Source organism: Streptomyces sp. NPDC048566, from assembly GCF_043199735.1.
Lineage (GTDB): Bacteria > Actinomycetota > Actinomycetes > Streptomycetales > Streptomycetaceae > Streptomyces.
On the sequence record NZ_JBICWL010000031.1, the window covers coordinates 20,329 to 39,794 of the forward strand.

The window sequence follows — 19,466 nt, forward strand, 5'->3', positions numbered from 1 at the left end:
TTGGAGACACAATGATCCCGTTGTCGTTCGCGCAGCGCCGGCTGTGGTTCGTGGACCGTTTCGAAGGCCCCTCGCCGACCTACAACGGCGCGTTCGCCCTGCGGCTGACCGGTGATCTGGACGTGGGGGCCCTCCACGCCGCGCTTCACGACGTCGTCGACCGGCACGAGGTGCTGCGCACGGTGATCGTCGAAGGCGGTGACGGCGTCCCGCACCAGCAGGTCCTGTCCTCCGGCCGTGAGCAGGTCACCCTGCCCGTCGTCCAGGTCACGGACGAGGAGCGGGCCGCGGCCGTCGACCGGGTGGCCAAGGAGACCTTCGACCTGGCCCGCGACGTGCCGATCCGGGCCCGCCTGGTGCGCTGCGCGCCGCGGGACCACACCCTCGTCCTGGTGGTCCACCACATCGCGCTGGACGGCGAGTCCCTCGGCCCCCTGCTGCGCGACCTCACCACCGCCTACGCCGCCCGCCGCGAGGGCCGGGCCCCGCAGTGGGAGCCGCTGCCGGTCCAGTACGCCGACTACACGCTGTGGCAGCAGGACGTCCTCGGCGACGAGTCGGACCCCGACAGCCTGGCCGCCCGGCAACTCGCCTACTGGCGCGAGGCCCTGGCGGACCTGGCCCAGCCGCTCGCGCTGCCGACGGACCGGCCGCGCCCCCGGGTGACGAGCTCCCGCGGCGACCTGGTCCGGTTCCCCGTGGAGCCGGGCCTGCTGCGCGCCGTCGAGAAGATCGCCGCCGAGCAGGACATCACCGTCTCGATGGTCATGCAGTCGGCGCTCGCGGTCCTGCTGCACCACCTCGGCTGCGGCGACGACGTACCGCTCGGCGCGCCGATCGCGGGCCGCACCGACGAGGAACTGCGCGACCTCGTCGGCTTCTTCGTCAACACCTGGGTGCTGCGGGTCGACCTCTCGGGCAACCCGACCTTCCCGGAGCTGCTGCGCCGCGTGCGCGACAGGGCGCTGGCCGCCTACGACAACCAGGACATGCCCTTCGAACGCCTCGTGGAGCGCCTGAACCCCGACCGCTCCACCGCCTACCACCCGTTCTTCCAGGTCATGCTCGCCTGGCAGGAACCGCTGGGAGACCTGGAGTTCGCCGGCCTCGACGTGACGTCCGAGACGCTGGAGACCGGCACCGCCAAGTTCGACCTGTTCTTCAACATGATCCCGGACAGCGCCGGCGGCGCGGGCGTCCGCCTGGAGTACGCCACCGACCTCTTCGACCGCGCGACCGTCGAGACCCTCGCCGCCCGCTTCGTGCGCGTCCTCGGCCGCCTGACCTCGGACACGGGACGCGGCGTCAGCAGCATCGACGTCCTGGACGGGGCCGAGCGCGAGGAACTGCTCGCGCCGTCCGCCCCGCGCACGCCCGACGAGTCCGGGCTCACCGTCCCCGACCTGTTCGCACGCCAGGTGCGGAGCACACCCGACGCCCCGGCGCTCGTGTGCGACGGGCGGACCCTGACCTACCGGGAACTCGACGACCGCGCCGGACGCCTCGCCCGCGAGCTGGCCCGTCGCGGCGCCGGCCCCGAGGACCTGGTACTGCTCGCGCTGCCGCGCACCGAGGACCTCGTCGTCGGCCTGCTCGGCATCCTGCGATCCGGTGCCGGATACGTGCCGATGGACCCGCAGTACCTCAGCGGGCGGGCCGCGACCGTGCTCGCCGAGGCGGCCCCGCGGTTCGCCGTCACCGACGGCGCGACCTGGAAGGACATGCCGCCGAACTCCGTCGAGGCCCTGCGCCTCGACGAGCAGGAGGCGTGGCACACCCCGGACGCGGTGGCGCTGCGCGCGCCGGCCCCGGACAACCTCGCCTACGTGATGTACACCTCCGGCTCCACCGGCAAGCCCAAGGGCGCCGCGATCACCCACCGGGGCGTCGTCGACGGCGTCCGCGAGCTGGCGCGGATCGTGGACGCCGCCCCGGGCCGCCGCATGCTCGCCGGCACCTCCGTCAACTTCGACGTGTCCGTGTTCGAGCTGCTGACCGCTCTCACCACCGGCGGCACGGCGGAGCTGGTGCCCAACGCGCTGGCCCTCGCCGAGCGCGACGGCTGGGACGGCCACATCCTCAGCGCCGTGCCCTCCGTCCTCGGCGAGCTGGTCGGCCACCTGGACAGGACTCCGGACGTCCGCACGGTCGTCTTCGCCGGCGACGTCCTGCCCGCCCGGCTCGTCCGGCAGGTCCGCGAGGCACTGCCCGACGCGCGGATCGTCAACTCCTACGGACAGAGCGAGAGTTTCTACGCCACCGCGTTCTCCCTCGGCGCGGGCGAGGAGTTCGCCCACGACGAGGTCACGCCCATCGGCACCCCGCTGGGCACCATGCGCGCCTACGTCCTGGGCCCCGGCCTGGCCCCGGTGCCGCCCGGCGTGATCGGCGAACTGTACGTGGCGGGCTCCTGCCTGGGCCGCGGCTACCACGGCCGCCCCGCCCTGACCGCCGACCGCTACGTCGCCGACCCGTTCGGCCCGGCCGGCGAGCGGATGTACCGTACCGGCGACCTCGCCCGCAGAGGCGCCGGCGGACGCCTGGAATGCGTGGGCCGCGGCGACGGCCAGGTCAAGGTCCGCGGCTTCCGCATCGAGACCGCCGAGGTCGAGGCGGCGATCACCCGCCATCCCGGCATCAGCGAGGCCGTCGTCGTCAGCCGCGAGGTGGCCTCCGGCGGGCGGCAGCTCGTCGGCTATGTCGTGCACACCGGTGAGGGAGCGGTCGGCGACGACGGCGCCGGCGGCATCGGCGACGTCGACGTGCAGTCGGGCGCCTCGGCCGCCGAGCTGCGCAAGTTCGTCGCCCAGCGCCTGCCCGACTACATGGTGCCCGCCGCGTTCGTCGCCCTCGGCCGGCTGCCGCTCGGGCCGACCGGCAAGCTGGACCGCTCCGCCCTGCCCGAGCCGGAGTTCCTCGGCGCCGCCTACCGGCCGCCGCGCACCGAGGCGGAGACGGTGATCGCCGCCGCCTACGCCGACGTGCTGGGCGTCGAGCGCGTCGGCATCGACGACGACTTCTTCGCCGTCGGCGGCGACAGCCTGCGCTCCATCCAGGTGGTGGCGCGCGCCCGCGCCAAGGGCCTGCACCTGACCACCCGGGAGATCTTCGAGTGCCGGACCGCCGCCCGGCTCGCCGAGACGGCCGCCGCGCGCCGTGAGACGGTGCCCGTCCTCGCCGAGCCCGAGGGCGGCGGCGTCGGCCCGGTGCCGCTGCCGCCGGTGGCCCGCCACATCTTCGAGGGAGGAGGCGGCACCGACCGGTTCGCCATGGCGATGGCCCTCGACCTGCCCGACGGGATCGACGCGGACTCCCTGGCCGCCACCCTGGACGCCGTCCTGGACCGGCACGACCTGCTGCGCTCCCACCTCGAACCGGGGACGGACCCCACCCTGGTGGTGCGGCCGGCCGGTACCGTCCGGGCCGCCGGGCTGATCCGCCGGGTCGCCTGCCGGGGACGGTGGGAGGAGCCCGCCGAACTGGAGGCGGCGAAGGCCGAACTCGACGCCGCGGTGGGCCGGCTGGACCCGCGGGCCGGCGTCATGGCGGACTTCGTGTGGTTCGCCGCCGACTCCGGGGCCGGCCGGCTGCTGGTCGTCCTGCACCACCTCGTCGTGGACGGCGTGTCCTGGCGCATCCTCATGTCCGACCTCGCCGAGGCCTGGCAGCAGGTCCGCGACGGCAGGACCCCCGAACTGCCCGCCGTCGGCACCTCGGCCCGCCGCTGGGCGCAGGCCCTCCAGGACGCGGCCCTCACCCCGGAGCGGGAGGCGGAACTGGACTACTGGCGCGACCTGCTCGAAGCGCCGAACCCCCCGCTGGGCAGCCGCCTCCTCGATCCCGGTGTGGACGTGATGTCCACCCTGGACACCGTGCGGGTGGAGCTGCCCGCCGACGTCACCGAGGCCGTCCTGACCACGCTGCCCGCCGCGTACAACGGCACGGGCACCGACGTGCTGCTCGCCGCGCTCTCCCTCGCCCTGAACCGCTGGAGCGGCGCCGACCGCTCCACCCTGGTCCGCATGGAGGGCCACGGCCGCGAGGAGGACGCCGTGCCCGGCGCGGACCTCTCCCGCACCGTCGGCTGGTTCACCAGCATGTACCCGGCGCGCGTCGACGTGGCGGGACTGGACCTGTCCGAGGTGCTGGCCGGCGGCGCCGCCGCGGGCCAGGCCGTCAAGCGCGTCAAGGAACAGCTCCGCGGCGTCCCCGACAAGGGCATCGGCTACGGGCTGCTGCGCCACCTCAACCCCGAGACCGCCGACCAGCTCGCCGAGTACCCGGCCCCGCAGATCGGCTTCAACTACCTCGGCCGCATCTCCTCCGCCGACGTGCCCGAGCACCTGCGCGCCGACGGATGGGGCCCCTCCTCCTGGTCCGCCGACCTCGTCCCCGCGCCCGACCCCGACCTGCCGGCGCTCTCCGCGCTGGAGGTCAACTCCGTCGCCACCGACGGACCCGACGGGACCCGGCTGCAGGCCGCGTTCATGTTCCCCACCGGCGTCCTCACCCGGGACCGGACCCGCGAACTGGCCCGCCTGTGGGTGGAGGTGCTGCACGGCATGGCCGCGCACGCCGCCCGGCCCGGCACGGGAGGACTCACCCCGTCCGACGCCCCGCTCGTCTCCGTCCGCCAGGAGGAGATCGAGGCGTGGGAGGAGACCTACGGCCCGCTGAGCGAGGTGTGGCCGCAGGCCCCGGGACAGTCCGGCATCCAGTTCCAGGCAGCCCTCGCCGACGGCACCTTCGACGTCTACCACATGCAGTTCGTGCTGCATCTGAGCGGACACGTCGACCCGGCGCGGATGCGCGCGGCGGGCCAGGCCCTGCTGGACCGCCACCCGAACCTGCGTGCCGCGTTCGTCGCCGCCGACAGCGGCGACCCCGTCCAGGTGATCGCCGACCACGTCACCCTCCCGTGGAGTCACCTGGACCTGACCGGGAGCACTCCGGCCGAGCAGGACGCCGCCCTGGACCGGGCGCTGGCCGCCGACCGGGCCGACCAGCTCGACCCGGCCCGGCCCCCGCTGATCCGCCTCGCCCTGCTCACCTGCGGACCGCAGCAGGCCAAGCTCATCGTCACCGCGCACCACACCCTCTTCGACGGCTGGTCGTCGCCGATGGTGATCACCGACCTGATCCGGCTGTACTCCGCGACCGGGGACCTCGAACCGGCGCGCAGCTACGGCGACTACCTGACCTGGCTGTCCGCGCAGGACCAGCAGGCGTCCTCGGCCCGCTGGAAGGAGGAGCTCGCGGGCTTCGACCAGCCGACGCTGGTCGCCCCCGACGCCGCTCTGCGGGGCACCTCCTCCGCCCTCGGCCGCGTCGAGGTGCCGCTGTCGATCGACAAGGGCCGGGACCTCGCACGGCGCGCCGCCCAGCTCGGCGTCACCCTCAACACCCTGCTCCAGGGAGCCTGGGCGATCCTGCTCTCCCAGCTCACCGGGCAGCAGGACGTGGTGTTCGGCGCCGCCGTCAACGGCCGGCCCGCGGACCTGCCCGGCTCCGACGAGATGGTCGGACTGTTCATCAACACCCTGCCCACGCGGGTGCGCTGCACGTCGGGCCGCACCATGGGCGAGGTCATCACCGACCTCCAGGACCGTCAGACCGCGCTGCTCGACCACCACCACTACGGACTGGCCGACATCCAGCGGGACGTCGCGCTGCCCGCCCTGTTCGACACGCTCATCGTCTTCGAGAACTACCCCATCGACCGCGAGGGCATCGTCGACGCCAACACCTCGGCGGGCTTCACCATCGACCGGATCCGCCCGTTCGCCGGCTCGCACTACCCGCTCACCCTCAACTCCGCCGACCCCTACCTGCGCCTCTCGCTCGACTACCAGAACAACCTCTACGGCCGTCCCGAGGCCGAGGAGATCGCCGCCCGTCTCGTCCGCGTCCTCGACCAGCTCCTCAAGGACCCGCGGACCCCGATCGACGCCGTCGACGTCCTCGGCGCCGGCGAACGCGACTGGCTGCTGCGCGAGGTCAACGACACCGCGGAGCCCACCTTGGACCCGGGCCTGGTGGAGACCGTCGCACGGCAGGCCGAGGCCGCCCCCGACGCACTCGCGGTCGCCGCCGAGGACCGTACGCTCACCTACCGCGAACTGGAGGAGGAGAGCAACCGGCTGGCGCACTGGCTGGCCGCCCAAGGGGTGCGCCCCGAGGCGCTGGTCGCCGTCCGGCTGCCCCGCTGCGCCGACCTCGCGGTCGCCCTGCTGGCCGTGCTGAAGGCCGGCGCCACCTACGTCCCGATCGACCCCGAGCACCCGCGCTCCCGCATCGAGCACATCCTGGAGGACTCCCGGCCCGCCCTGGTCCTCGACGCGGACACCCTCGCCGCCGCCGACGTCTCCGGGCTCCCGGCGACCCCGCCGGGCACACGGCTCCTGCCCGACCAGGCGGCCTACGTCATCTACACCTCCGGCTCGACCGGAAAGCCCAAGGGCGTCAGTGTCACCCACCGCGGCCTGGCCAACTTCCTGGCGACCATGCGCCGGCGCTTCCCGCTCGGTCCCGCCGACCGGCTGCTCGCCGTCACCACCGTCTCCTTCGACATCGCGGGCCTGGAGCTGTACCTCCCGCTCATCTGCGGCGCGGCGGTGGTCCTCGCCGGGAAGGACACGGTGGCCCAGCCCGCCGCCGTGGTCGACACGATGCGCCGGCACGCCGTGACGGTCGTCCAGGCGACCCCCGCCTTCTGGCAGATCCTCCTCATGGAGGAACCGCAGGGAGCACGCGGCCTGCGCGTCCTGGTCGGCGGCGAGGCCCTGCCGCCCACGCTCGCGCGGACCCTGGCCGCCCAGGCGGCCGACGTCGCCAACGTCTACGGCCCCACCGAGACGACGATCTGGTCGACGAGCGCGCCGGTCGGCTCCGACGGCGGCGTGCCGCCGATCGGCGCGCCCATCGGCAACACCCGCGTCTACGTCCTCGACGCCCGGCTCGCCCCCGTGCCCCGCGGGGTCCAGGGCGAGCTGTACATCGCGGGCGACGGCCTCGCCCGCGGCTACCAGGGCCGGCCGGACCTGACCGCGCCCCGCTTCGTCGCCTGCCCGTTCGGAGCGCCCGGCACCCGCATGTACCGCACGGGCGACCTGGTGCGCTGGGGCGAGGACGGCCTCCTGCACTACATCGGGCGCACCGACTTCCAGGTGAAGGTCCGCGGCTTCCGCATCGAACTCGGCGAGATCGAGCACGTCCTGGCCGAGCACCCCGAGGTCGCCCAGGCCGTCGCCGTCGTCCGCGAGGACCGCGAGGGGGACCAGCGGCTGGTGGCCTACGTGGTGCCCGGCGGCAAGGCCGACCCGGCCTCGCTCGACACCGGCGCGCTCACCGCGCTGCTCCGCGAGCGGCTGCCCGACTACATGGTCCCGGCCGCCGTCGTCGCCCTCGCGGCGCTGCCGACCTCACCGAGCGGCAAACTCGACCGGGCCGCACTGCCCGCCCCCGACCAGGGCACCGCCGCCACCGGACGGGCGCCGGCCAACCACCACGAGGAGGTGCTGTGCCGGCTGTTCGCCGACCTCCTCGGCCGCGAGGAGATCGGCGTCGACGAGGACTTCTTCGCCTGCGGCGGCCACTCCCTGCTGGCCACCCGGCTCAGCGGCCGCATCCGCGGCGAGTTCGGCGTCGACTCCAAGGTCACGATGGTCTTCCGCAACCCGACCGTCGCCCAACTGGCGCTGCACATACAGGAGCTGACCGAGGGGGAGCAGGAGCGTCCACGCCGGCGGAACCGCCCCCAGCTGCGTCAGATGACCGGGCAGGAGTAACCGATGATTCCGCTGTCGTTCGCCCAGCGCCGCCTGTGGTTCCTCCACCGGCTGGAGGGTCCGTCCGCGACCTACACCATCCCCTTCGTCCTGCGGCTGGAAGGACCGCTGGACACCGCAGTCCTCGCCACGGCCGTCACCGACGTCGTCACCCGCCACGAGACCCTGCGCACCCTGATCACGGAGAGCGCCGACGGGACACCGGAGCAGACGATCCTGCCCGCGCCGGACACCCCCCTGGCGTACCGCGTCACCGACGTCACCGCCCGGGACCTGGACGACGCCCTCGACGGGGAACTGCGCCGCGGCTTCCACCTGGAGTCCGAACCGCCGCTGCGCACCACCGTGTTCCGGTTGTCCGCGGACGAGCACGTCGTGGCGTTCGTGTTCCACCACATCGCGGTCGACGGGGCCTCCATGGCGCCGTTCCTGCGCGACCTGGTGGACGCCTACACCGCACGCGGCCGGGGCGAGGCACCCCGCTGGACACCGCTGCCGGTGCAGTACAAGGACTACACGCTGTGGCAGCGCCAGCTGCTGGGCGACGAGAACGACCCGGACAGCATCGCCGCCGCGCAGATCGACTACTGGCGCGGTGAACTGGAGGGCGTTCCCCAGCCGGTCCAGCTGCCGCTGGACCGGCCCCGCCCCACCCTGGCGGACCACCGGGGCGGCCATGTGTCCTTCGCCCTCGACCGCGACCTGCTCACCGGTCTCGGCAAGCTGGCCGCCGACCACGGCGCCACCGCGCCCATGGCCGCCCAGGCCGCCCTCGCGCTGCTCCTGCACAAACTGGGCGGCGGCCGGGAGGTGACGATCGGCAGCCCCATCGAGGGCCGCGCCGACGAACAGCTCGACGACCTCATCGGCTTCTTCGTCAACACCTGGGTGCTGCGCGCCGACCTCTCGGCCGGCCTCGCCTTCACCGACCTGCTGGAACAGGTGCGGGAGAAGGCGCTGGCCGCCTACGACAACCAGGACATGCCCTTCGAGCGCCTGGTGGAGCTCCTCGGCCCGGACCGCGCGACCTCCTACCAGCCGCTGTTCCAGGTGATGCTCGCCTGGCAGTTCGTGTGGCCGCGCATCGAGATACCCGGCCTGCGCGCCACCCCGGTCGCGGCCGACACCCGCTCCGCGAAGTTCGACCTGTTCTTCAACGTCGTCCCGGACGCCGAGGGAGGCGCCTACGGGCGCCTGGAGTACGCCGCGGAACTCTTCGACCACGACACGGCCGCCGGCGTCGCGGACCGCTTCGTGCGCCTGCTGCGCGAGGTGGTGTCCGACCCGCGGGCCCCCCTGGCCCGCCTCGACGTCCGCACCGACGCCGAACGCGACCGGCTCGCCCGGCTCAACGACACCACGGCGCCGGTGGCGGGCACCACGGTGCCCGAACGCGTCGCCGCGCAGACCGCCCGCACGCCGGACGCCACCGCGGTCGTCTGCCGCGGCACGGAGCTGACCTACCGCGAACTGGACGCCCGGTCCGCCCGCCTCGCCGCGACGCTGCGCGACCGCGGGGTGGGCCCCGGCGTTCTCGTCGCGGTCGCCCTGCCCCGGTCGGCGGACCTCGTCGTCGCCCTCCTCGCGGTCCTGCGGGCCGGCGGCGCCTATCTGCCCGTCGACCCTGGCTACCCGGCCGCCCGCATCGAACTGCTCCTCGGCACCGCCGGCCCCGCCCTGGTCCTGACCGACCGCGCCGTCGCCGGCACGCTCCCCTCCGACGGCACGCCCGCCGTGCTCCTCGACGACCTCGACCTCGCGGACGGCGCCGCCCCCGCCCCCGCCGCCGGCTGCCAGGCGGCCCCGGACGACCTGGCCTACGTGATGTTCACCTCCGGCTCGACGGGAACGCCCAAGGGCGTCGCCGTCACCCACGCCGGCGTGGTCAACGGCGTACAGGACCTGAGCGGCGTCGTGCGGGTCGGACCCGGCGATCGCATGCTCGCCGCGACCTCGGTGAACTTCGACGTCTCCGTGTTCGAGATCTTCACGGCGCTCACCACCGGCGCCAGTGTGGAGATCGTCCGGGACGTCCTGGAACTCGCCGAGCGCCCGGCCTGGTCGGGAACCACCGTCAGCGCCGTGCCCGCGGTGTTCTCCGCCCTCCTCGACCAGCTCGGCCAGGACCCCGACACCCTCCCGCTCACCGTCGACACCCTCGTCTTCGCGGGCGAGGCCCTCTCGGCCGACCTGGTCCGCAAGGTCCGCCGGGTGCTGCCCGACGTCCGGATCGTCAACGCCTACGGCCAGACCGAGAGCTTCTACGCCACCACTCACACCCTGCCGCCCGGGCCGCCGCCCGCCGGCGCCCTGCCCGTCGGCCGGCCGCTGGCCAACCTGCGCGCCCACGTCCTCGGCCCCGACCTCAGCCCCGTCCCGCCCGGCGTGACCGGCGAACTCCACGTCGCCGGTCTGCTCGCCCGCGGCTACCACGACAACGCTCCGGCGACCGCGGAACGCTTCGTCGCCTGCCCCTTCGGGCCGCCCGGCACCCGGATGTACCGCACCGGGGACCTGGCCCGCTGGGACCGGGACGGCCACCTCGTCTACGCGGGCCGCGCCGACACCCAGGTCAAGGTCAACGGCATCCGCATCGAGCCCACCGAGATCGAGACCGTCCTCGCCGGGCACCCGGACGTCGGCCAGGCCGCCGTCACCGTACGCGACGACCTCGCCGGCAGCCCCCGGCTCGTCGCGTACGTGGCGCCCCCGGCCGCCGGGCAGGGCACCCCGGCACCGCCGGCCGCGCTCTCCGAGACCGAACTGCGTGCCTTCGCCGCCGGCCGGCTCCCCGACTACATGGTGCCCGCGGCCCTCGTGGTCCTGGACCGGCTGCCGCTGACCGCGAGCGGCAAGATCGACCGCGCGGCGCTGCCCGCCCCGCGGTTCACCGCCGTGGGCCACCGCGCCCCGCGGACCGCCACCGAACGGCTCCTGGCCGAGGTGTACGCGGACGTCCTCGACGGCCGGCGGATCGGCGCGGACGACGACTTCTTCGCCGTCGGCGGCGACAGCATCCGCTCCATCCAGGTGGTCGCCCGGGCCAAGGCGCGCGGCCTGTCGGTGAGCACCCGGGAGATCTTCGAGCACCGCACCGTCGCGCGGCTCGCCGAACTGGTCGACGGCCGCGACGAGGAGACCGGCCCGCACCTCGCCGAACTCCCCGGCGGCGGCGTCGGATGGGCCCCGCTGCCGCCGACCGCGGCACACGTCCTCGGCCTCGGCGGCACCATCGGGCGCTTCTGCATGTCCGCGCTGCTCACGCTCCCCGAGGACATCGACCACGCGGGACTGCGGGCCACGCTCCAGGCCGTCCTGGACCGGCACGACGTGCTGCGCTCCCGCCTGGAGCGCGACACGCCGGGGCTGCGGACCGAACCCCCCGGCGCCGTCGAGGCCGCCGCCCTGCTGCGCCGGGTCCCCGACGCGTCGGCCGACGTCCAGGCCGAACTCGACGCCGCCGCCGGCCGACTCGACCCCGACGCCGGTGTCATGGCCCAGTTCGTCCACCTCGCCGGCGGGACCGGCGCGGGCCGGCTGCTGATCGTGGTCCACCACCTCGCCGTCGACGGGGTGTCCTGGCGCATCCTGCTCCCGGACCTCGTCGCCGCCTGGCAGCGGGTCCGCGACGGCCGCACCCCCGAGATCGCGCCGGCGTCCACCTCGCTGCGCCGGTGGGCGCACGCCGTGGCCGAACAGGCGGCCTCCCCGGAGCTGGCCGGGCAACTCCCGCGTTGGCGCGAGATCCTGCGCGACACCGAGCCGCCCCTCGGATCACGCCGCACGGACCCCCGGCGCGACGTCGCCGCCACCGCCGGCACCCTGCGCGTCGGCGTGCCCGCGGCCGACACCCACGCCCTGCTCACCACCCTGCCCGCCCTCTACCGCGGCAAGGCCGACGACGCGCTGCTCGCCGGACTCGCCCTCGCCGTCGCCCAGTGGCGGCGCGACCGCGGCGAGGACCGGTCCGCGACACTCGTCCGGCTCGAAGGGCACGGCCGGGACGAGCACCTGGTGCCCGGCGCGGACCTGTCCGGGACCCTCGGCTGGTTCACCGCCATGTTCCCGGTCCGTCTCGACCTCGACGGCATCGACCTGGCGGACGCCCTCGACGGCGGCCCGTCGGCCGGCGCCGTGCTGAAGGCCGTCAAGGAGCAGGTGCGCGCGATCCCCGGCGGCGGCCTCGGCTACGGCCCGCTGCGCCACCTCAATCCCGAGACCGGCGCCGAACTCGCGGACCTGCCCGAGCCGCAGATCGGCTTCAACTACCTCGGGCGCTCCTCCGCCGCGGACGTCCCCGAACACCTGCGGGGCCTCGGCTTCACCCCGGACACCAGCCTCCCGGACCTCATCGCCGCGCCCGACCCGGACCTGCCCGTGCTCTCCGCCCTGGAGATCAACGCGGTCGCCGCGGCCGGTCCCGAGGGCGAGGAGCTGACCGCGTACTTCGGTTACGCCGGCGAGGTCCTCTCCCGCGCCGAGGCCGGCGAGCTGGCCGACCTGTGGGTGCGGGCCCTGGCCGGCCTGGCCCGGCACGCGCGCAGCGCCGGCGCCGGCGGGCTCACCCCGAGCGACGCACCCCTCGCCGAGGTGGGCCAGCGGGAGATCGACGGCTGGGAGAGCCGCTTCGGTCCGCTGCACCAGGTGTGGCCGGTCACCCCGGCGCAGTCCGGGATGCTGTTCCACTCACGGCTCTCCGCGGCGTCCTCCTTCGACGCCTACCACATGCAGCTCGTCTTCCACCTGAGCGGCGAGGCCGACCCCGAGCGGATGCGCGGGGCCGGGCAGGCCCTGCTGGACCGTCACGCCGGGCTGCGGGCGGCCTTCGTGGACCGCGCCGACGGCCAGGCCGTCCAGGTGGTCCCCGCACACGTCGACCTGCCCTGGCGGCATCTCGACCTCACCACCGCGCCCCCCGGGGATCGGACGCGGGCGTTCGAGGACTTCCTCGCCGCGGACCGGGCCGACCACTTCGACGCGACGGCACCCCCGTTGATGCGGCTCGCGCTCGTCACCGTGGAGCCCGGCCGCGCCGAACTGGTCCTGACCGCCCACCACGCCCTCTTCGACGGCTGGTCCACCCCCCTGCTGCTCCAGGACCTGCTGCTGCTCTACGCGGCCGGCGGCGATCCCACCGGCCTGCCCCCGGTACGCGACTTCGGCGCGTTCCTCGGCTGGCGGGCCGGCCGGGACGACGCGGCGTCCGCGCGCGCCTGGGCCGCCGAACTCGACGGTGTCGAGGAGCCGACGCTGCTGGCCCCCGGCTCCGAGGAAGCTGGCGACGAGGGGCTCGGCGAGGTCGAGGTCGACCTCCCGCCGGAGGTGGCCCGCGATCTGGGCCGCCGCGCCGCCGGCCTCGGCGTCACCGTCAACACCCTGCTCCAGGGGGCCTGGGCGCTGCTCATCGGGCGGCTCACCGGCCGGCGGGACGTCATGTTCGGCGCCACCGTCTCGGGCCGGCCCGCCGACGTCCCCGGCGTCGAGTCCATGGTCGGCATGTTCATCAACACCCTCCCGGTCCGGGTCGCCCACGCCCCCGGCGACACGCTCGCCGACGTCCTGGTCCGCCTCCAGAGCCGGCAGGCCGCCCTCTCCGAGCACCACCACGTCGGGCTCAGCGACATCCAGCAGCCCACCGGCCTCGCCGCCCTCTTCGACACCCTGGTCGTCTTCGAGTCCTACCCCGTCGACCAGGAGGGCCTCGGCGCGGCGGCGGACGCCACCGGCGGGCTCACCGTCACCGGCCTGCGCCACGCCACCGGGACCAACTACCCGCTGACGCTGACGGCGCTGGTCGAACCGCGGCTCGGCCTGACCCTCCAGTACGCGCGCGCCGCCCTCGACCGGGCCACCGTCGAGGGCCACGCCGCCCGGCTGGCCCGTGTCCTGGCGCAGATCGCGGCCACCCCCGAACTGCCCGCGGCCCGGCTGGAGATCCTCAGCCCGGCCGAACGCGCGATGCTGCTCGACGGCTCGGGCGCCGCGGTCCCCGGCACTCCGGACCTCACCGTGGACGCCCTGGTGGCGGAGCAGGCCGCGCGCACTCCGGAGGCCGTCGCCGTCGAAGCCGGGGACACCACCCTCACCTACCGGGAGCTGGACGTCCGGGCCGACCGGCTGGCCCGCGCGCTCGCGGCCCGCGGCGTCGCGGCGGAGTCCCTCGTGGCGCTGTCGCTGCCCCGCTCCGCCGACCTGGTGGTCGCCCTCCTGGCCGTCCTCAAGGCCGGAGCCGCCTACCTGCCGGTCGACCCCCGCTATCCCGGGGGGCGGCTGGCCGCGATCCTGGACGACGCCCGGCCGGCGCTCGTCCTCACCGACACCGTCACCGCCGCGGTCCTGCCCGAGCACGGGGTGCCCACGCTCCTGCTGGACACGCTCGACCCCTCCGACGACGCCGCGCCGCTCCACGGGCGCGTCCACGCGGACCAGTTGGCGTACGTGATGTACACCTCCGGTTCCACCGGCCGGCCCAAGGGCGTCGCGATCAGCCACGCCACCGTGGTGAACGGCGTCCTGCGGCTCGCCGACGAGGTGGGCCTGTCCCCGGGCACCCGGATGCTGGCGGGCGCCTCGGTCAACTTCGACGTCTCGGCGTTCGAGATCTTCACCACGCTCGCCACCGGCGGCACCGTGGAACTGGTCCGCGACGTGCTGGTGCTGGGCGAGCGGGGGGAGTGGAGCGGCGGCGTGGTGTCCACGGTGCCGTCCGCCTTCGCCGAGATCGTCGACCGGCTCGCCGGCCGCGCGGACGTCCGCAGTGTCGTCTTCGCAGGCGAGGCACTGCCCGCCGCACTGGCCGAACGCACCCGCGCCGCCTTCCCCGGCGTCCGGGTCGTCAACGCCTACGGCCAGAGCGAGTCGTTCTACGCCACCACGCACACCGTCGACGGCACCCCTGACCCCGCGGGCGACATCCCGCTGGGCACCCCGCTCGGCAACATGCGCGCCTACGTCCTCGGACCGGACCTGACCCCCCTGCCGCCGGGCGCGGTGGGCGAGTTGTACGTCGGCGGTCACGTCGCCCGCGGCTACCACGACCGGCCCGCCCTGACCGCGGGCCGCTTCGTGCCCGACCCCTTCGGGCCGCCCGGCACCCGGATGTACCGCACCGGCGACCTCGCCCGCCTCGACGCCGGGCACCGGCTCGTCTACGCGGGCCGCGGCGACGCCCAGGTCAAGGTGCGCGGCTTCCGCGTCGAACCCGGCGAGGTCGAGGCCGTGCTCACCGCGCACCCTGAGGTGGCCCGGGCCGCCGTGGTCACCCGGGGCGGCGGCGCCACCCGGCTCGTCGGCTACGTCGTCCCGGCGGGGGAGACCACGGTCGGTGAGATCCGCGCCTTCGTGGCCGAGCGGCTGCCGGAGTACATGGTCCCCGCCGCCCTCGTCCTGCTGGACCGGCTCCCGCTGATGCCCAACGGCAAGCTCGACCGGGCCGCCCTGCCCGAGCCGGAGTACGGCGGCGCCCCCTACCGGGCGCCCGCCACCCCGCGCGAGGAGCTGCTGGCCGCCCTGTTCGCCGAGGTCCTCGGCGTGGAGCGGGTCGGCGTCGACGACGGCTTCTTCGACCTCGGCGGCCACTCCCTGCTCGCCACCCGGCTCATCAGCCGCGTCCGCGCCGAGGCGCAGATCGAGATACCCATCCGCAAGATCTTCGACCTGCCGACGGTGGCCGCGCTCGCCGCGTGGTCGCAGGAGTCGGCCGCTCCGCGCCGCCCCAGCCTGCTCCAGATGTCCAGAGGAGTGAAGCAATGATCCCGCTGTCCTACGCCCAACGCCGCATGTGGCTCCTGCACCAACTGGAGGGCGGAGCGGCGACCTACAACATCTCGGCCGCGTTCCGGCTCACCGGACCCCTCGACCACGAGGCCCTGGTCGCCGCCCTGCGCGACGTGGCCGAGCGGCACGAGATCCTGCGCACCCTGTACGCCCTCGACGCCTCCGGCGCCCCGTGCTCGCGGCTGCTGCCGGCCGCGGACACGGCCGCGCAGGTGCGCGTGGTGGACGTGGCGGCCGACGAGGTGCCCGGCGTGATCGAGGAGGCCGTGGCGCACCGGTTCGACCTCACCGCGGAGCTTCCCTGGCGGGCCGACGTCCTGCGCTGCTCGGAACGCGAGCACGTGCTGGTCCTCGTCATCCACCACATCGCCTCCGACGGTGCCTCCAGCGCCCCGATGATGCGCGACCTCTTCACCGCCTACGCGGCGCGCGCCGAGGGCGGCGCACCGGCCTGGGAGCCGCTGCCCGTGCAGTACAAGGACTACGCGCTGTGGCAGCGGGAGGTCCTCGGCGACGTCGCCGACCCGGAGAGCCTGGCCGCAGCGCAGGTCGAGTACTGGCGCAAGGAACTCGCGGGAGTGCCCCAGCCGTTGAACCTCCCGCTGGACCGGCCGCGGCCGGCCGAGGCCGGCTCCCACGGCGACACGGTGGGCCTCCACGTCGAGCCCGGCACGGCGGCGGCCCTGCAGTCCCTCGCCAAGGAGCGCGGCACGAGCATGTCGATGCTCCTCCAGGCCGCCCTGTCGGTGCTGCTCTGCAAGCTCGGCGGCGGCGACGACATCACCATCGGCTCGCCCATCGCGGGCCGCACCGACGAGGCGCTCGCCGACCTCATCGGATGCTTCGTCAACACCCAGGTGCTGCGCACCGACCTCACCGGCGACCCCACCTTCACCAGCCTGCTCGCCCAGGTCCGGGACAAGGCCCTGGCCGCCTACGAGCACCAGGACGTGCCCTTCGACGCGATCGTGGAGGCCATCAACCCCGAACGCTCCGCCGCCTACCAGCCGCTCTTCCAGGTGATCTTCTCCTGGCAGAGCTACGAGAAGCCGGACTTCGGACTCGACGGCCTTCAGGTCCGCTTCGAGCAGGCCATCCCGGCGACCGCGATGGTCGACCTCACCTTCTTCCTCGCGCTGGACGACACCGGGGCGCTGCGCGGCGACCTCCAGTACGCGACCGACCTGTTCGACCGGGACACGGCCGAGGAGATCTCGGCCCGCCTCACCCGGGTCCTGGAGCAGTTCGCCGCCGATCCCGGACTGCGGGTCAGCGAGATCGACGTCCTCAGCCCGCTGGAACGCCGCCGCCTCACCGACGTGAACCGGGCCGGCGACGCCATCCCGGACGTCACGCTCGTCGAACTGTTCGAGCGGCAGGCGGCCCGCCGCGCCGACGCCCCCGCCGTGGTCTGCGAGGACACCACCCTCACCTACGGGCAGGTCAACGCCCGCGCCAACCGCCTCGCCCGCCGCCTGGTCGCGATGGGAGTGGGCCCCGAGTCCCTGGTCGGCGTCTGCCTGGACCGCTCCGCCGACCTCGTGGTGGCGATCCTCGCGGTCCTGAAGGCGGGCGGCGCCTACCTGCCCATCGACCCCGACTCCCCGGCCGACCGGGCCGCCTACCTGATCGAGGACGCCGCACCGGTCCTGCTGCTCACGACGAGCACCACCGCCGCCGCCCGGGACCTGGCCCCCGGCCTGCCCCGCCTCGACCTCGAACAGCCGGACACGGCCACCGGCGGGGCGGCCGCCGATCCCGCCGGCGGCGGCACCGGAGCCGACGCCGACCTCACCGACGCCGAGCGCCGCGGCGCCCTGCGCCCCGGGCACCCGGCGTACGTGATCTACACCTCCGGGTCGACGGGCCGGCCCAAGGGCGTGCTCGTGCCGCACCGCAACGTGGTCGGACTGCTCACCGCGACACGGGACTTCGGCTTCGGCGAAGACGACGTGTGGACGCTGTTCCACTCCTTCGCGTTCGACTTCTCCGTGTGGGAACTGTGGGGCCCGCTGCTGCACGGCGGGCGCCTGGTCGTGGTCCCCTACGACGTCTCCCGCTCGCCGGAGGACTTCCTCCGGCTGCTGGACCGTGAACGGGTCACCGTCCTGAACCAGACCCCCTCCGCGTTCTACCAGCTCGTCCAGGCGGACGCCCGGACACCGGGCCGGGACCTGGCGCTGCGGTACGTGGTGTTCGGCGGGGAGGCCCTGGACCTGAACCGCCTCGCCGACTGGTACGACCGGCACGCCGACGACGCCCCGGTCCTGGTCAACATGTACGGCATCACCGAGACCACCGTGCACGTCACCCGCGTCGACCTGGACGCCGGCTCCGCGGCCCGCTTCCGGGCCAGCGTGATCGGACCGGCCGTCCCGGGCCTCAGCGCCCACGTCCTGGACGCCGGCCTCAAGCCGGTCCCCGCCGGTGTGACCGGCGAACTCTACGTCGGCGGCTACGGCCTGGCGCGCGGCTACCACGGCCGCCCCGGCCTGACCGCCGGGCGCTTCGTCGCCTGCCCGTTCGGCGCGCCCGGCGAACGGATGTACCGCAGTGGGGACCTGGTCCGCTACAGCAAGCAGGGCGACCTGGAGTACGTCGGACGCGCCGACTCGCAGGTGAAGATCCGCGGGTTCCGCATCGAGCTCGGCGAGATCGAGCACGCCCTGGCCGCCCACCCCGGCGTGGCCGAGGCGGCCGTGCTGGTCCGCGACAACGGCGACGGCGACAGGCGCCTGGTCGGCTACGTCGTCCCCGAATCCGGCGCCACACCAGCGGGCACCGTACCGGCGGACCTCACCGACCACCTGCACGAGCGGCTCCCCGGCTACATGGTGCCCGCGACGCTGATCGCGCTGGAGCACATCCCGCTCACCCCCAACGGCAAGCTCGACCGGCGGGCCCTGCCCACCGAGGACACGGCCCTCGCGGCGAAGGGCTCCGGGCCCCGCAACTCCTACGAGGAACGGCTGTGCGCCCTGTTCGCCGAGCTCCTCGGCGTGGAGCGGGTCGGCGTCGACGACGGCTTCTTCGCCCTGGGCGGGCACTCGCTGCTGGCCACCCGGCTCAGCGTCCGCATCCGCGGCGAGTTCGACATCGACATCCCGATCAGGACGATCATCAAGTACCCGACGGTCGCCGAGCTGGCCGCCCTGATGCTCGCCGGGGGTGTCCCCGCCGACGACGCCGACTCCTTCGCGGTGGTGCTGCCGCTGAACGAGGACCCCGGCACGGGCAAGGCGCCCGTGTGGTTCTTCCACGGGGGCGGCGGCCTGGGATGGGCCTACTACAGCTTCGTGACCCACCTTCAGGACCGGCCCGCCTACGCCCTGCAGTCCCGCGGCTCCGACGGCGTCGAGACGCCGGCGGGCTCGGCACGGGAGATGATCGACGACTACGTCGCCCAGATCCTGCGCATCCAGCCCGAGGGGCCGTTCAACCTGATCGGCTGGTCCTACGGCGGCACCGTCGTGCAGGCCGTCGCCGCGGCGCTGGAGGGGCTCGGCCACGAGGTCGCCCTGGTGGCCGTCCTCGACGCGCAGCCCGGCGGGCACGGCTTCCGCGAGGTCCACGCCGGAAAGCAGTCGGAGGACTACCGGGCCGAGCTGGAGGACGACTTCACCCAGTACATCCGCATGGGCGGACGGCAGGGCTTCCTGGACACCATGGCCACGATCCTCGCCAACAACGCCGCGCTGATGATGGACTTCGAGTCGCCCGTCTACGGCGGTGACGTGCTCTACTTCGACGCCGGCCAGGAGGACACCTCCTACGCCCACCTGTGGCGGCCCTACGTGCGGGGCTCGCTCGACGTGCACAGCCTGAACGCCACGCACCACGAGATGCACATGCCGCAGCCGGTGACCGAGTTCTTCGCGGTCGCCCGCGACCGGCTCGCGTGAG

At 74.5% G+C, this 19,466-nt stretch carries 3 protein-coding genes; all 3 read left to right on the top strand.

The annotated features are described in order from the left end of the window. The first annotated feature begins 11 nt into the window (after nucleotides 1–11). Genes ACGFS9_RS29450 through ACGFS9_RS29460 form a run of 3 tightly spaced genes read left to right on the top strand, consistent with a single transcriptional unit; the run spans nucleotide 12 to nucleotide 19,465 of the window. Nucleotides 12–7,787, top strand: coding sequence for an amino acid adenylation domain-containing protein (locus tag ACGFS9_RS29450; RefSeq protein WP_393257274.1), 7,776 nt, complete (start codon nucleotides 12–14; stop codon nucleotides 7,785–7,787). A 3-nt stretch (nucleotides 7,788–7,790) separates the two neighbouring features. Continuing rightward, nucleotides 7,791–15,539 carry an amino acid adenylation domain-containing protein gene (locus tag ACGFS9_RS29455; protein ID WP_393257275.1) on the top strand — a complete coding sequence of 2,583 codons (7,749 nt, stop codon included), beginning with the start codon at nucleotides 7,791–7,793 and terminating at the stop codon, nucleotides 15,537–15,539. Next, on the top strand, nucleotides 15,536–19,465 hold the full coding sequence (locus ACGFS9_RS29460) for an amino acid adenylation domain-containing protein (RefSeq protein WP_393257276.1): 3,930 nt from the start codon (nucleotides 15,536–15,538) through the stop codon (nucleotides 19,463–19,465). Before ACGFS9_RS29455 ends, ACGFS9_RS29460 begins: the two co-directional genes overlap by 4 nt. Nucleotide 19,466 lies beyond the last annotated feature (1 nt).

Bases quoted from the DNA above. Each gene is read 5' to 3' on its own strand.
- ACGFS9_RS29450 (WP_393257274.1), top strand. From the start codon at position 12: ATGATCCCGTTGTCGTTCGCGCAGCGCCGGCTGTGGTTCGTGGACCGT.
- ACGFS9_RS29455 (WP_393257275.1), top strand. From the start codon at position 7,791: ATGATTCCGCTGTCGTTCGCCCAGCGCCGCCTGTGGTTCCTCCACCGG.
- ACGFS9_RS29460 (WP_393257276.1), top strand. From the start codon at position 15,536: ATGATCCCGCTGTCCTACGCCCAACGCCGCATGTGGCTCCTGCACCAA.